The sequence below is a fragment of the Streptomyces spinosus genome, from assembly GCF_020400655.1.
GTDB lineage: Bacteria > Actinomycetota > Actinomycetes > Streptomycetales > Streptomycetaceae > Streptomyces > Streptomyces argyrophylli.
In genome coordinates, this window is record NZ_JAINRC010000013.1 from 290,957 (window position 1) to 305,298 (window position 14,342).

Genomic DNA, 14,342 nt, shown 5'->3' on the forward strand with positions numbered 1-14,342 from the left:
CGGGGGAAACCAGCCAGGGCCGTATGCGGTGACACAAGGAGCGGGGGAAGAAACGGCTCCCGCGCCGCTCCCGCGTCACTTATGGATGAACCATAAACCACCTGCCGTACTTTTGGGTAACCGGAAGCCGGTCAGGTGACCTGTTTCACCCCCTCCGTCCGCACCGGGCCCCCGCCCGGGCGGACGATCTCCTCCAGCACCCGCAGCACCGCCTCGAAGGCCCGGGCCCGGTCGGCCGCCTCCCGCGCGCCCTCCGGGTCGGTCGCCGTCAGGCTCTGCGCCCGCTCCCGCCAGGCCCGCTCCTCCTCGGCCGCGCGCTCCTGGCCCCGCCGGATCCGCCGCAACAACTCGTCCGCGTCCACCACATCGGTCATGCACGGCGGGTACCCGCTCGGTCCGCCGTGATGACACGGGCACCCAGGGTGTTTGACAGCGCACCGGCGGGTCAGTCGAAAGGGAGAGAACCCTGCAATCCGGGCACCGCTCAGCGAGGATCTGGGAGGAAGGGATGCTCGACAATCACCGGACCACCTCCACCGCGACCCTGCCGGAGACGCACGACCACGTGCCGTGCCGGCCGGCCGAGGCCCGCAGAACGGTGGAACGCGTCATGACCGAGCGGTGCCGGGCCCGCGACCTGCCGTGCGCGCACGAGGCCGTCGAGGACGCCCTGCTGGTCACGTCGGAACTCACCACGAACGCCCTGCTGCACGGCGGCGGCATCACCGGCTTCGACGTCGACGTCGACGGTGGCGGCGTCTACGTCTCGGTGAGCGACGGCAGCGACGAGCTCCCGGTCACCGACCGGGCCCACGACGAGCCCGGCCACCCTCATCCCGGCGGCCGTGGCTGGCCCATCGTATGCCGCCTGGCCAGCGACATCCGGGTCGCGGAGCTGCCCCGCGGCGGCAAACGCATCACGGCCGTCGTACCGCTGCGCTGAAGCGGTCCGGGAAGTTCCGCTCAGCGTGTTTGCGCGTGGGGGCGAGGGGCAGACGGAGTTTCGTGCTTCGGACCGGAGGCGCCTGCCCCGCGGGGACGACCCCGCCGCTGGGCCCCCTTCGGCGGGCCTGGCGGCTCACCCGCGGAGAACCCTGACACCACCGTTCGGGCCAGGACCTGGAACCGCAGTTCCGGCCCTGTGCCCTGAAACCCCGTTCAGGAGCGATTCCGCATGCTGACCGACATGTCGACAAGCCGTCCCGGCACGACCGCCACCACCAGCGACACCGCGGCGCCCAGCCGGCGGAACCATGACGACGCCCCGGACACGGCGGAGCTGTTCGTCCGGCTGGCGGAGCTGGAGGACGGACCCGAGCGGGACACCGTACGCGACGAACTCGTCACCGCCTGGCTTCCCATGGCCCACCGGATCGCCGGCCGGTTCCGCGACCGGGGCGAGTCCGTCGAGGACCTGCGCCAGGTGGCGGCCCTGGGCCTGGTGAAGGCCATCGACCGTTTCGACCCCTCGCGCGGGGCCTTCGAGAGTTACGCCGTGCCGACCATCACCGGTGAGGTGAAGCGGCACTTCCGTGACCGGATGTGGGCCCTGAGGGTGCCGCGCCGGGTGCAGGAGCTGCGCAACCGGGTGCGGCTGGCCCGGCGCGAACTCACCCAGAACCCCGGCAGTCCCGAACCCACCGTCGCCGACATAGCCGCCCACACCGGGCTCAGCGAGGAGGACGTGAACGCCGGCATGGAGGCGCTGGAGAGCTTCAGCACCCTCTCGCTGGACGCCGAACTCTCCAGCGGCGACGACGGCTACAGCCTCGCCGACACCCTCGGTGCCACGGACACCTCCTACGACGTCGTGGTCGACCGCGAGGCGGCCAAGGAGGGACTGCGCCGGCTGCCCGAGCGCGAGCGGGCCATCCTCTACATGCGTTTCTTCGAGGACATGACCCAGAGCCGCATCGCCGACCGGCTCGGCATCTCCCAGATGCACGTCTCCCGGCTGATCAGCCGCAGCTGCGCCCGCGTCCGCGAGGAGGTGCTGGGCAGCCGCCGCCCCGGCGCCGACCCGAGGTGAGCGCCGCTCACTTCCGTGGCTGGGCCGGCCCTCCGGCCAGGCCCAGCGGCCGGGCCAGGCCGGAGACGGCCTCGTCCAGGCGTTGCAGGTGGCGCAGCACCCGGTCGGTCACGCGGCCGTAGCGCGGGGTGCGCAGGGTTCCCGGCTCCAGCATCGACGCGATGCTGGGGCCGGTTTCGATCTGTGTGGCGGACCTCGGGTCGGCGACATGCGCGGCGATCGCCTCGATGTTGTGCACGATCCGTCGGCCCGCCCCGCGCAGCCGGGGGTCCGCCGCGATCGACGGGTGCGTCGGCAGCAGCTCGGCGGTGGCCGCCAGGGACCGCCCGTGGTACGCGCAGGTCTCCAGCAACGCCACCACGTACCGGACCGTGTTCCGGCGCGAGCGCAGCGGGGTGATCGGGTGCGTGAGCGGCTGGGTGGCCGCGCGCAGGTCGGCCAGCGCCTGGTCCAGCTCGCGCGCCTGCTCCACCAGGTCGCCGCCCGCCCCGCCGCTGAGCTGGTCGACGGCGCCGCGCGTGACGTCGGCGAGCCGGTCCAGCACCGCGACCAGCAGCTCGTTGGTACGGCGGTCGGTGTGGACGGGGAGCACGACGGCCGCCGCGATCACCCCGCACGCCGCGCCGAGCGCCGTCTCCTCGATCCGCAGCACGAGCACCGACAGGCTGTAGGTGTTCAGCAGGGTGTACAGCAGTCCCAGCATGGCCGTCACGAAGAACGACATCAGCGTGTAGGACAGGGGCGCGGTGTAGAACATCGCGAAGATGAACAGCAGCACCAGCGCGAACGCCGTCCAGGTGTGGTGCCCCACCAGGGCGGCGAGTCCGATGCCGGCCACCACGCCGAGCACCGTGCCCAGCAGCCGGCGGTAGCCCTTCACCAGGATCTCGCCGGTGGAGGCGGTGTTCAGGAAGACGATCCAGCACGTCAGCACCGCCCAGTACCAGCGCTGGGCGGACAGCAGCTCACCGCCGACGATGGCCAGCGCGGAGCCGACGGCCACCTGGACGGCGGCCCGGGTGGTGGGCCGCTTGAGACCGGTCGGCCGCGCCTCCTCCGCCTCGCTCTCCTCGCTGACCTCGATCGCGGCGTCCTCCGCGTCCAGCTCCTCGCGCGAGCGGGCGGTCGCCGGGGTGTCGTCGGACTCGTCCTGGGGCCCGTCCAGAGCCAGCCGCAGGCCCAGGGCGGCCCGCGCGGTCTCGCCGAGGCCCCGGAAGACGTCCTGCACGGCCGGGGAGGCCGGGGGCAGGTTCTCCTCCTCCCGGTAGCCGAGCAGCCGGTTGCGCACCTGGGCGAGCGCCGTCCCCGACGCCTCCCCGGCCGGCCGCAGCGTCAGCAGCCGCAGCGCCTGGAGATCCCGGCGCAGCGCGGCCGTCGCCTCGTCCCGCACCGGCAGCTCGCCGCCGGAGGGCAGCGGGGCGCCCGGCAGGTGCAGGGTCAGCGTGTCGGTCCGCTGCGCGCTGCGCGCGGTGAGCAGCAGCAGACCGAGCCGCTCGGCGGCGATCTCCGCGTCCGCGATCCGGCGCTGGAGCAGCCGGGCCACCGCCGGGTCCGACGTGCCGTCCTCCAGCCGGCCCTGGATCAGCAACGCCGTCTCGTGCAGCCGCGCGGTGCCGGTGCGCAGGTCCGCGAGCACCTTCTCGGCCTCGTCGGGTCCGGCGTCCAGCAACTCGGCCTGGGTGGCGAGCAGCTGGGCGAGCCGGGCACGGAAGGCCCGCCGGAGCCGGTCCAGGGTGCCCGCCGGGGTCTGCGGGAGCAGCGCGAAGCGGGCGGCCGCGCTGCACACGAACGCCACGCAGATGACGCCGTACAGCTCCGGCAGCACGGACGCCGTCGCGCCCACGAACAGCGACAGGAAGTAGACCTGGAAGCCGATCAGCCCCAGTGCCGTGCCCCGGTCACCGAAGCGGCGGCCGTAGACGGCGCAGAAGATGAGGACGACGAAGAACAGGTCGCCGGCGACGACCCGTTGGCTGAGCAGCGCGCCCAGCGACACCGAGGCCAGCGCCACCGGCAGGCCGAACGCCAGCGTCACGGCCTGTTGGCCGCGCTGTTTCTCCCGGATGGCGAAGGTGGCGACCATCGCCGCGATCGCCCCGGCGACCAGCTGGGGCACCGGGACGTGCAGCGCGGCGAGGACGGCGAGGGTGAGGGCGATCGCGGTTACCGTGCGCAGTCCCGCGGTCAGACGGAGCAGCCCGGGATCCGACGCCGCGAGCCGGTCCCACATCCGTACCCGTCCCGACCGTGCCACTGCCCTCACGCCGCCGCGCTCTCTCCCGTGCCGGAAATCGATCTCCGGTCCAGCATCGCACGCGGCCCCGGCTCACCTCTCTCCGGCCAGGGTGGCGGCCACCAGCGCGTTGGCGTGCCCGTGGCCCATGCCGTGCTCGGACCTGAGCCAGCCGACCAGCTCCATGTGCCTCGTCAGCGGCGAGGAACGGATCAGCTCCTGCCACTCGCCGACCGGGCGGCCGTACTTCTTCTCGATCGACGGGAAGTAGCTCGCCGGACCCTTGACGGTCTTCTCGGTCATGCCGGGGTGTCCCCTCCGTGTGACGTCTGTGATCACCAGGGAAGACCGCCGATCCGCGGTGAAGTGATCGGCGGTCTTCTGTGATCCATGTCACCTCACGGGTGGTCGATGCCCGCGCCCTCCACCCGGGCCCGGACCTCGTCCGGTGACAGGTAGGAATCGGTGAACTCGAAGTCCTTCAGCCGGGCGGGCCTGCGGGCCTGGAAGCCGGTGCGCACGAAGTCGTCGCCCGCGACCGCGTTCAGCAGCCAGTTGGTCATCACCCGGGTCTTCGCGACGTTGGTGCGCAGCGCCGACCAGTGGTAGCCACGGGCCACCGCCTGCGCGGGAACTCCGCGCAACTCGATGCCCAGCGGCTTGGACACCGCGTCCTTGCCGCCGAGGTCGACGACGAGCCCCAGGTCCTTGTGGACGTACGGCTGCATCTGCTGCCCGCGCAGCGCCGCGATGACGTTGTCGGCGACCTTCCTGCCCTGCCGCATGGCGTGCTGGGCGGTGGGCGGGCACACCGCGCCCTCCTGGCCCTTGGCCAGGTCCGGCACGGCCGCCGAGTCGCCGAGCGCGAACACGCCGTCGTAGCCCGGCAGGCACATCTCGGCGGTGACCGCCAGCCGGCCCTTGACCGTCTCCGCGCCGAGCGTGGCGATGAGCGGGCTGGCGACCACCCCGGCCGTCCAGATCAGCGTGTGCGTCGGCACCACGCGGCCGTCGGTGAACGTCACCTCCTCCGGGCCGGCCTTGTCGATCGACACGCCCAGCGAGACGTCGATGCCGCGGCGCTTGAGGATCTCCTGTGCGCTGCGGCCGAGCTTGTCGCCCAGCTCGGGCATCAGCTTGGGCGCGATGTCGATCAGGTGCCACTTGATCAGGCCCGGGTCCAGCCGCGGGTAGCGCTGTACGGCCGCGTGCGTCAGCCGCTGCAGACAGGCCGCCGTCTCGGTGCCCGCGTAGCCGCCGCCGACCACCACGAACTGCAGCCGCGCGGCCCGCTCGGCGGGGTCGTCGCTGGCGTCCGCCAGGTCGAGCTGCGAGATGACGTGGTCGCGGATGTAGGCGGCCTCGGCGAGGGTCTTCATCCCGAAGGCGTGCTCGGTCAGACCCGGGATGTCGAAGGTGCGGGTCACGCTTCCCGGTGCCAGCACGATGTAGTCGTAGCGCTCGTTGACGATCTTGTCGGTGATGGTGCGGATGACGCACACCTTGGCCTTCAGGTCCACCCCGATCGCGCCGCCCGGGATGATCCGGGTGCGGTACTTCCTGCTGCGGCGCAGCGACACGGCGATCGACTGCGGCGTGAGCACGCCGGAGGCGACCTGGGGCAGCAACGGCAGGTAGAGCTGGTAGGCGAACGGCGTCACCAGGGTGACGTCGGCCTCGTCCGGGGCGAGTTTCCGCTCCAGGCGGCGGACGCAGTCGACTCCGGCGAAGCCGGCGCCAACCACCAGGATCCTGGGTCGTGTCACGGTGTTCATCCCTTTCTGCGGCTCCGGGCGGTCCGACTCGACGCCGTTCGCATGCCCCGGATCGCTCTGCGCCAACTCCGATCCCACCGTGCCTCCAGCCGTTCCGCCAGCTGGGTGCGGCAGGCAGACGAACGCGTGGGGACCAGCATGCCCCCACTGGGACGTGGAGTAACCGGCTGACGCACACCTACACGTCGAACACCTGTCACCAGGGCAGGAACGCGTGGATGTCCTTGCCGTGGTCGTGCACGACCACACTGACCTGGGTGCACAGCGTGTGCACCAGGTGCCAGCCGATGCCGCCGCCGCCCGTGCGGGGGTGGAACGGCCGCGGCTCCGGTCTGGTCGTGCTGGTGTCCCGCATCGTCACGTGCACCCCGTCGAACGTGCGGCGCATCCGCAGGTCGAACGGACCGGGCGCGTACTGGATCGCGTTCGCGGCCAGTTCGGTCACGACCAGCAGGATGTCGTCCCAGTACTCGTGCGCGCCCGGCGGCGCGTCCCGGGCGAGGGCGCACAGGAACTCCTCCGCCGCGAGCCGCGCCCCCGTGACGTTGCGCAGCTCCCCGGGGAAGGAGAACGTACGCTCGTACTTCTCCTCCGAGGGCGGTGTGTCGTCCCAGCGCGGCTCCGTCACCATCTCGCATTCCCCGGTCCCGGACCGGAACGGGCCTGCTCGGCCCGTTCCGGCCGGAACGGTCGTCGTTGCTGATCTCTCGCTGGGCTGCGGGTTCCCCCAGCCGCGCAGGCTATCCGTCTCCCCTCGCACCCGCCGCCCGTCCGCCGTACTTCCGGGGCGCCGTCAGCGGAAGACATCGTCCGGTTCGTCCCACTCGGCCGGCTCCGGCGGACCCGGCCGCGACCGGGAACGCGCCTGGTACATCGCCTCGATCTCGGCCGCGTAGTGCCGCACGACGGCGTCCCGGCGCAGCTTCATGGACGGCGTCAGCAGCCCGTTGTCCGGTGCGAACGGTTCCTGAAGGACGCGGTAGACCCTGATCGACTCCGCTCGGGACACCGCGCTGTTGGCGGAGGCCACCGCCCGCGCGATCTCCTCCCGCAGGGCGTTCTCCTCCCGCGTCTCCCGTCCCTGGGCGTCGCCCGGCAGGGCAAGGGCGGCCCGCCAGTGCGCGAGGAACTCCGGGTCCAGGGTGATCAGGGCACCCACGCAGGGCCGGTCGTCGCCGATCACCACCGCCTGGTGGACCAGCGGATGCATCCGCAGCCGCTGCTCCAGCGGGGCCGGGGCCACGCTCTTGCCGCCGCTGGTGACTATGATGTCCTTCTTGCGCCCGGTGATCGTCAGATAGCCCTCGGGGTCCAGCCGGCCGATGTCCCCGGTGGCCAGCCAGCCGCCGCGCAGCGCGGCCCGGGTCGCGTGCTCGTCGCTGATGTAGCCCTGGAACACCGACGGACCGCGCACCAGGATCTCCCCGTCGTCGGCCACCTGGATCTCGGTGCCGGGCAGCGGCAGACCCACGGTCCCGGACTTCTCCCGGCCCAGCGGCTGCATGGTGATCCCGCCGGAGGCCTCGGTGAGCCCGTACCCGTCGTGGAGGTACACGCCGATGCCCTCGTAGAACATGCTCAGTTCGCGGTTGAGGGCGCTGCCGCCGGAGGTCCCGCGCACCACCCGGCCGCCGAGCGCGGCCCGCAGCCTGCGGTACACCGTCCGCTCGTACAGGGCGTGTTGCAGCCTCAGCTCCAGTCCGGGGCCCGGCCCGGTGCCCAGCCGCCGGCGCTCCTCGGCGGCGGCGAAGTCCCGCGCGGTCTGCGCGGCCCGCTCGAACAGGGCACCCCGGCCCGCCTGCTGGGCGGTGCGCAGGAACGTCTTGTACAGCTTCTCGAACACCGACGGCACACCGTAGAGGTACGTCGGCCGGAACGTGCTCAGGGCCGACGCCAGCGCCGGACCGGTCAGCTCCGGCTCGTGCGCCATCAGCACCCCGCCCCGCACACACATCAGCATGATCATGATGCCGTAGACGTGCGAGAAGGGCAGGAACGCCAGCACCGACGGCTGTTCGCCCGGGGGCGCGGCGGTGTGGGCCCAGCCGGCCAGCAGCGTGTCACAGGGGTAGGCCAGAGAGCGGTGGCTGAGCGCGCAGCCCATCGGGCGCCCCGAGGTGCCGGACGTGTAGACGACGGCCGCCGTGGAGTCCGGCAGCACGATCCGGCGCAGCGACTCCACCGTGGTGTACGGGACGGCCGCGCCCCGTGCCGCGAGCTGCGGAAGGGCACCCGCGTCGAGCTGCCAGACGTGCCGCAGCCGTGGCAGCCGGGTGCACACGGTGCCGACGGTCATCACGCCCTGCTCGTCCTCCACGACCACGGCCACACAGCCCGTGTCGCGCAGGATCCACTCCACCTGGTCCCGCGAGGAGGCCGGGTGGACCGGCACGATCTCGGCGCCCACCGCCCACAGCGCGTGCGCGAGCACCGTCCACTCGTAGCGGGTGCGGGCCATCAGGGCCACCCGGTGACCGGGCGAGACACCGGCGCCGATCAGGCCCTTGGCCAGGTCGACCACCTCGTCCCGCAGCTCGACCGCGGTCACCTCCTGCCAGGGGGCGGCGGGACCGTCCCGGCGCGCGAGGACCGGCAGCGCCGGATTCCGTTCCGCCGTGGCGAACACGCTGTCGGCGAGGCCGCCGGTGAGCGGCGGGACGACGGCGGGGGCGGGAGCGAGGGCGAGGTTCCGCATGCGCTGCTCCTGGGTACGGAAGGTCACTCCGCCGATCGGCTCGGTGTCGGCGGTGCTCGAATGTAGCCCAGGCAGGCGCGTTCGGTGAGGGGAACGGGGAAGTCGTGATCGGCTGATGATGTGGGCGTGTCCTGGGGACTCGGGACACATGAGTCATGTGAACCCCGATCCGGAGCCCGAGCGCACGACCGGTCTGGAACCAGGCGGGGGAGTCCCGCCCGGCGAGACCCCGCCGGCCGAGAGCAGCATGCCCGAGGCCGGTCCCCGCGAACCGCACGTCCAGAGCAGGGGCTGGGCCAAGGCGCCGCTGACCCTGATCCTGCTGCTGGTCGTGCTGATCGCGGCCTTCTTCCTGGTGTACGCCCTCGTACTGATCCTCTGACCGGTCCGCTCAGCCCTGCGTGCGCCGCACGCACTCGGCGACGACGTCCCGCAGGCTGCCGGTGTGCTCCAGCAGCCTGCGCTGCTCCCGCGCGCCGTTGCCCGTGCGCAGCAGCTCCTCGACGGCCCGTTCGGCCCGGGCCGCGTCACCGGACTCGGTGAGCGCGTCGCCCGTGTACTCCAGCAGGGAGCGCAGCACCCGGGGCGCGGGCCGGGGCCGCATGGTCACCGGGTCCAGCAGGTCCTCCTCCAGGCCGTAGCGGGCCGCCTGCCAGTCGGCCAGCCGGAGCAGGCTCACACCGGGGTCCGGCGCCGCCCGGCCCGCCCGCCACTCCCGGGCGGCCGTCTCCACGAGGGCACGGCAGAGCGTCGCGATCAGCACCGCGCTCTCCGCGCCCAGGCACACGTCCGCCACCCGGATCTCCACCGTCGGGTAGCGGGCCGACAGCCGTGCGTCGAAGTAGACCATGGCCTCGTCGAGGATCACCCCGGTGTCCACCATGTCGGCCACCCGGCGCTGGTACCGCTCGGCCGTCTCGAACGGCTCGGTCGGGCCGGCCGACGGCCACCGGTTCCACACCCGGCTGCGATAGCTGGCGTAGCCGGAGTTCCGGCCCTGCCAGAACGGGGAGTTCGCGCTGATCGCCCGCAGCACCGGCAGCCACGGACGGAGGCGGTCGAGGACCGCGACGCCCTCCTCGTCGGACTCCACCGACACATGGACGTGGCAGCCGCAGACCAGCTGCTCCCACGTGGGTATCCCGTACCGCTGGGCCAGCCACTGGTAGCGGTCGTTCACGCTGAGGGCGGGACTGACCGGCAGCGGGGACGTGGCCAGCGCGGCGACCCCGCAGCCGATCTGCCCGGCGTGCCGGGCCGCCTCCTTGCGGCAGCGGACGATCTCGTCGCCGAGGTCCGCCATGTCCGACTGCGGATGCGTGGCGAACTCCAGCATCTGCCCGAACAGCTCCTTCTCGAAGACGTCCTGGCCGGGATCGTCCTGGGCGGCCCGTGCGAGGACCGCCGCCGCCAGTGCCTTCGGGTCGCCGCTGTCCGGATCGACCAGAAGGAGTTCCTCCTCCACTCCGACGGTGCGCACCTGGGTGCCGCCCTTCTGTCCGTGCCACGGGGGCAGTCGCTGTCTGTACGACCCCGACTGCCCCTCGCACGGTCGCCGACACCTGCGGCTTTCAGTTCTGTGGCGTCAGCCAGACGGTGGCGAGCGGGGGCAGCGTCAGGTGCAGGAACCCCTCCTCGGTCTTGACGGGACCCTCCGTGCGGACGCCGCCGCCGCCGTACCGGGTGTCGTCGGTGTTCAGCTCCTCGCGCCAGACGGGGAGACCGTCGGGGACCCACAGGCGGTAGTCGTGCCGGACGACCGGGGAGAAGTTCGACACCGCCAGCAGCGGGCCGCCGTCGGCGGCGAAGCGCAGGAACGCCAGCACGTTGTCGTCGGCCGCGTCGCACAGCACCCACCGGAACCCGCCCGGGTCGGTGTCCCGCTGCCACAGCGCCGGCGTCGCCCGGTACACCGTGTTCAGGTCCCGCACCAGGGCCTGTACGCCCCGGTGGTCGCCGGCCGAGTGGTAGTCGTCGGAGAGCAGCCACCACTCGGGGCCGCGGGTGTGCGACCACTCCGCCCCCTGGGCGAACTCCTGCCCCATGAACAACAGCTGTTTGCCGGGGTGGGCCCACATGAAGCCGAGGTAGGCGCGATGGTTGGCGCGCCGCTGCCACCAGTCGCCGGGCATCTTCGACACCAGCGCCTGCTTGCCGTGGACGACCTCGTCGTGGGAGATCGGCAGGACGTAGTTCTCGCTGTAGGCGTACACCATCGAGAACGTCATCTCGTTGTGGTGGTACTTGCGGTGCACCGGCTCCTTCTGGATGTACTCCAGCGAGTCGTGCATCCAGCCCATGTTCCACTTCAGCCCGAACCCGAGCCCGCCGGCGTCCGTCGGACGGGTCACCCCGTCCCACGCGGTGGACTCCTCGGCGATGGTCACCACGCCCGGGCAGCGCCGGTACACGGTGGCGTTCATCTCCTGGAGGAAGGCGACCGCGTCCAGGTCCTCCCGGCCGCCGAAGACGTTGGGCTCCCACTGGCCGGAGTCGCGCGAGTAGTCCAGGTAGAGCATGGAGGCGACGGCGTCCACGCGCAGCCCGTCGACGTGGAACTCCTCGCACCAGTACACCGCGTTGGCGACGAGGAAGTTGCGCACCTCGGTGCGGCCGTAGTCGAACTCGTACGTCCCCCAGTCCGGGTGCTCCGCGCGCAGCGCGTTCCCGGGCTCGTACAGCGGGTCCCCGTCGAACCGGGCCAGCGCCCAGTCGTCCTTGGGGAAGTGCGCCGGCACCCAGTCCATGATCACGCCGAGGCCGGCCCGGTGACAGGCGTCCACGAAGTACCGGAAGTCGTCCGGCGAGCCGAGCCGGGGCGTCGGCGCGTAGTAGGAGGTGACCTGGTACCCCCAGGAGCCGCTGAACGGGTACCCGGCCACCGGCATCAGCTCCACGTGGGTGAAGCCCATCTCCTTGACGTACGGCGGCAGCTCCTCCGCGAGCTGACGGTAGGTCAGCCCCGGCCGCCAGGACGGCAGGTGTACCTCGTACACCGAGAACGGCGCCTGGTGCACGGGGGTGTCACCGCGGTGCGCCATCCACTCGGCGTCGCCCCACTCGTAGTGCGTGGACGTCACGACGGACGCCGTGTCCGGCGGCACCTCCGTGCCCCGCGCCATCGGGTCGGCCTTCAGGAACCGGTGCCCGTACCGGGAGGTGATCTCGAACTTGTACCGGGTGCCCTCGCCGATCCCGGGCAGGAACAGCTCCCACACCCCGGACGCGCCGAGCGACCGCATGGGGTACTGCGTGCCGTCCCAGTACGTGAAGTCCCCGGCCACCCGCACCCCCTGGGCGTTGGGCGCCCACACGGTGAAGCGGGTGCCGGCCACGCCCTGGTGGACCATCGGCTCGGCCCCGAGCGCCCGCCACAGCTGCTCGTGCCGGCCCTCGCGGATCAGGTGCAGGTCCAGCTCGCCGAGGGCGGGCAGGAAGCGGTACGGGTCGTGCACCTCCTGCTCGGTGTCGTCGTACGCCACCAGCAGCGTGTACGACGGGACCTCCGCGTGGGGCAGGACGGCGGCGAACAGACCGTCGCCCTCCGACCGCAGCGCGGTGGGCGTGCCGTCGATCACGACGCTCACCGTCCGGGCGTTCGGGCGCAGCGCCCGGAACAGCGTGCCGCCCGGCACCGGGTGGGCGCCCAGCAGGGTGTGCGGATCATGGTGCGCGCCGGCCAGCAGCCGGCCGCGGTCGGCGGGGTCCAGGGCCACGTCCGCGGAGGGCCTGGGCCCGGCGGCCTCGGGGGGTGTGGTGTCCTTCAGTGCCATGGGTCAGCCTCCCCACACGGCGAGCCGTTTGATCGCCGCCATCGGTACCGGCAGCCAGTCGGGCCGGTGTCTCGCCTCGTACAGCACCTCGTAGACCGCCCTGTCCGTCTCGTGCGCGCGCAGCAGCGCGTGCTTCTTGCGTGGATCCCAGCCGGCGCGGGCCGCGTAGCCCGCGCAGAACGCCTCCCGGCAGCGGCGCGCCCACTCGGGTCGCCAGGGGCGGCGCTGCCGGGCCGCGTAGTCGAAGGAGCGCAGCATCCCGGCGACGTCCCGCACCGGGGACTGCGGGGCGCGCCGCTCGGCGAGCGGGCGGGACGGCTCGCCCTCGAAGTCGATGACGAACCAGTCGCGGCCGGCCCGCAGCACCTGTCCGAGGTGCAGATCGCCGTGGATGCGCTGGGCGGGCGGCCCGGTGTCGCACGTGGCGAGCGCCCCGAAGGCGGCCCGCAGACCGGGTACGTAGGGCAGCAGCCCGGGGACGGCGTGCGCGGCGGCGTCGAGCCGCGCGCACATCGCCTCGGCCGTACGGCCGTTCTCGCCCGGCCCGGCCGGCGGGAAGGCCTCGGCCAGCGCCAGGTGCACCTCGGCCATGGCCCGGCCCAGCGCGCGGGACTCGGCGGTGAAGTGGTCGCCCGCGGCGAGCGCGCGCAGCGCCAGCGTCCAGCCGTCGGTGGCGTCCGGCAGGAACGGCTGGAGCACACCGAGGGTGGCCGGGCGCGGGGCGGTCGTGGTGAACCAGGCCACCGGCGCCGGCACCCGGGTACAGCCCTGCGCGGTCAGCGCCGCCGGCACCTCCAGGTCCGGGTTGACGCCCGGCTGGATCCGGCGGAACAGCTTCAGGATGTACGCGTCGCCGTACACGATGGAGGAGTTGGACTGTTCGGCGTCCAGCAGCCGCGGTGGCAGACCGCCGGGCACATGGGCGGCCGGGTCCGTCTCGAACCGCAGCGGGCCCGCCGTGCCGGGCTGCCGCAGCCGCTCCAGCAGCAGATGGGCCGAGCGCGGGTCGTGCAGGGCGTCGTACACCGCGAGCCCGGCCAGCGGGCCGTCCACGGCACGCCCGATGAACGCCCGCTCCAGCCGTGGGGCGAGGTGCTGGCGCAGGCCGAGCAGCAGCTGGTAGCAGTCCCCGGGCGGGGGAGTGCCGCCGGGGGTGGGCACCGGCACGTGCGAGGCGTGCACCAGCAGGTGCAGACACCCCGGGAACAGCTCGGTCACGGACAGCGCCGACAGATCGGTGACCGGCCGGTCCTTGCCCGCGAACCAGCGTTGACTCGGCAGCCAGTCGCGCAGCAGCCCGCCCAACGAGGCCAGCGGCCCGTCGGGCCCGGCCGCGGTGCGCGGTCGGGGGGTGATGGTCTTCGGCATGGTGACGCGTCCTTTCCTCGGCGCCGGGCGTTCAGCGGCGGCGGCCGATGCGGGATGCGACTCGGGTGAGCCGGAACCAGTAGAAGCCGTGGCCTTGCAGGGTGAGCAGGTAGGGCAGTTCACCGATGGCGGGGAAGCGCACACCGCCGATCAGCTCGACCGGGTGCCGTCCGTCGTAGGCCCGCAGGTCCAGCTCGGTGGGCTGGGCGAAGCGGGAGAAGTTGTTCACGCACAGCACCAGGTCGTCGCCGTACTCGCGCAGGAACGCCAGGACCGCCGGGTTGGAGGAGGTCAGTTCCGTGAACGAGCCGAGGCCGAAGGCGGGGTTCTGCTTGCGGATCTCGATCATGCGGCGGGTCCAGTGCAGCAGGCTGGACGGGGACGACATGGAGGCTTCCACGTTGGTGACCTGGTAGCCGTAGACCGGGTCCATGATCGTGGGGAGGTAGAGCCTGCCGGGGTCGCACGC

At 72.6% G+C, this 14,342-nt stretch carries 13 protein-coding genes; 3 read left to right on the forward strand and 10 right to left on the reverse strand.

The window, feature by feature from the left end:
• Window positions 1-131: 131 nt before the first annotated feature.
• Complete coding sequence (locus LG395_RS25745) at window positions 132-374, reverse strand: hypothetical protein (protein WP_014670725.1); 243 nt, start codon at window positions 372-374, stop codon at window positions 132-134.
• 134 nt (window positions 375-508) lie between these two features.
• Here LG395_RS25745 and LG395_RS25750 point away from each other — a divergent pair, with 134 nt between their 5' ends.
• Window positions 509-943 carry an ATP-binding protein gene (locus LG395_RS25750; RefSeq protein WP_225811392.1) on the forward strand — a complete coding sequence of 145 codons (435 nt, stop codon included), beginning with the start codon at window positions 509-511 and terminating at the stop codon, window positions 941-943.
• A 231-nt stretch (window positions 944-1,174) separates the two neighbouring features.
• Window positions 1,175-2,029, forward strand: coding sequence for a SigB/SigF/SigG family RNA polymerase sigma factor (locus LG395_RS25755; protein WP_225811393.1), 855 nt, complete (start codon window positions 1,175-1,177; stop codon window positions 2,027-2,029).
• Window positions 2,030-2,036: 7 nt separating this feature from the next.
• Here LG395_RS25755 and LG395_RS25760 read toward each other — a convergent pair whose 3' ends face one another.
• From LG395_RS25760 to LG395_RS25780, 5 genes are all read right to left on the reverse strand, one after another.
• Complete coding sequence (locus LG395_RS25760; RefSeq protein WP_225811410.1) at window positions 2,037-4,259, reverse strand: FUSC family protein; 2,223 nt, start codon at window positions 4,257-4,259, stop codon at window positions 2,037-2,039.
• A 96-nt stretch (window positions 4,260-4,355) separates the two neighbouring features.
• Window positions 4,356-4,565 carry a DUF4287 domain-containing protein gene (locus LG395_RS25765; RefSeq protein WP_225811394.1) on the reverse strand — a complete coding sequence of 70 codons (210 nt, stop codon included), beginning with the start codon at window positions 4,563-4,565 and terminating at the stop codon, window positions 4,356-4,358.
• A gap of 95 nt (window positions 4,566-4,660) precedes the next feature.
• Complete coding sequence (locus LG395_RS25770; protein WP_225811395.1) at window positions 4,661-6,037, reverse strand: NAD(P)/FAD-dependent oxidoreductase; 1,377 nt, start codon at window positions 6,035-6,037, stop codon at window positions 4,661-4,663.
• Between the two features lie 196 nt (window positions 6,038-6,233).
• Window positions 6,234-6,668: an ATP-binding protein gene (locus LG395_RS25775; protein WP_171159017.1), complete on the reverse strand. Its 435-nt coding sequence runs from the start codon at window positions 6,666-6,668 to the stop codon at window positions 6,234-6,236.
• A 162-nt stretch (window positions 6,669-6,830) separates the two neighbouring features.
• Window positions 6,831-8,732 carry an AMP-dependent synthetase/ligase gene (locus LG395_RS25780; protein ID WP_225811396.1) on the reverse strand — a complete coding sequence of 634 codons (1,902 nt, stop codon included), beginning with the start codon at window positions 8,730-8,732 and terminating at the stop codon, window positions 6,831-6,833.
• Window positions 8,733-8,880: 148 nt separating this feature from the next.
• Between LG395_RS25780 and LG395_RS25785 the strand changes: the two genes are divergently transcribed.
• Complete coding sequence (locus LG395_RS25785) at window positions 8,881-9,114, forward strand: DUF6480 family protein (protein WP_171159019.1); 234 nt, start codon at window positions 8,881-8,883, stop codon at window positions 9,112-9,114.
• A gap of 9 nt (window positions 9,115-9,123) precedes the next feature.
• Here LG395_RS25785 and LG395_RS25790 read toward each other — a convergent pair whose 3' ends face one another.
• The 4 genes from LG395_RS25790 to LG395_RS25805 form a co-directional block, all read right to left on the reverse strand.
• Entirely contained in the window at window positions 9,124-10,212 is a 1,089-nt protein-coding gene (locus LG395_RS25790) for a glutamate--cysteine ligase 2 (protein WP_225811397.1), read from the reverse strand.
• Window positions 10,213-10,303: 91 nt separating this feature from the next.
• On the reverse strand, window positions 10,304-12,505 hold the full coding sequence (glgB, locus tag LG395_RS25795) for a 1,4-alpha-glucan branching enzyme (RefSeq protein WP_225811398.1): 2,202 nt from the start codon (window positions 12,503-12,505) through the stop codon (window positions 10,304-10,306).
• A 3-nt stretch (window positions 12,506-12,508) separates the two neighbouring features.
• Window positions 12,509-13,873, reverse strand: coding sequence for a maltokinase N-terminal cap-like domain-containing protein (locus LG395_RS25800; RefSeq protein ID WP_171159022.1), 1,365 nt, complete (start codon window positions 13,871-13,873; stop codon window positions 12,509-12,511).
• A gap of 31 nt (window positions 13,874-13,904) precedes the next feature.
• Window positions 13,905-14,342: alpha-glucosidase C-terminal domain-containing protein (locus LG395_RS25805; RefSeq protein ID WP_225811399.1), on the reverse strand; the 438-nt coding region annotated here is incomplete at its 5' end.

Excerpts from the sequence above, each read along its gene's own strand:
- LG395_RS25785 (WP_171159019.1), top strand. The coding sequence starts at position 8,881 with ATGAGTCATGTGAACCCCGATCCGGAGCCCGAGCGCACGACCGGTCTG.
- LG395_RS25780 (WP_225811396.1), bottom strand. The coding sequence starts at position 8,732 with ATGCGGAACCTCGCCCTCGCTCCCGCCCCCGCCGTCGTCCCGCCGCTC.
- LG395_RS25765 (WP_225811394.1), bottom strand. The coding sequence starts at position 4,565 with ATGACCGAGAAGACCGTCAAGGGTCCGGCGAGCTACTTCCCGTCGATC.
- glgB (WP_225811398.1), bottom strand. The coding sequence starts at position 12,505 with ATGGCACTGAAGGACACCACACCCCCCGAGGCCGCCGGGCCCAGGCCC.
- LG395_RS25760 (WP_225811410.1), bottom strand. The coding sequence starts at position 4,259 with ATGTGGGACCGGCTCGCGGCGTCGGATCCCGGGCTGCTCCGTCTGACC.
- LG395_RS25770 (WP_225811395.1), bottom strand. The coding sequence starts at position 6,037 with ATGAACACCGTGACACGACCCAGGATCCTGGTGGTTGGCGCCGGCTTC.
- LG395_RS25745 (WP_014670725.1), bottom strand. The coding sequence starts at position 374 with ATGACCGATGTGGTGGACGCGGACGAGTTGTTGCGGCGGATCCGGCGG.
- LG395_RS25750 (WP_225811392.1), top strand. The coding sequence starts at position 509 with ATGCTCGACAATCACCGGACCACCTCCACCGCGACCCTGCCGGAGACG.
- LG395_RS25775 (WP_171159017.1), bottom strand. The coding sequence starts at position 6,668 with ATGGTGACGGAGCCGCGCTGGGACGACACACCGCCCTCGGAGGAGAAG.
- LG395_RS25800 (WP_171159022.1), bottom strand. The coding sequence starts at position 13,873 with ATGCCGAAGACCATCACCCCCCGACCGCGCACCGCGGCCGGGCCCGAC.
- LG395_RS25755 (WP_225811393.1), top strand. The coding sequence starts at position 1,175 with ATGCTGACCGACATGTCGACAAGCCGTCCCGGCACGACCGCCACCACC.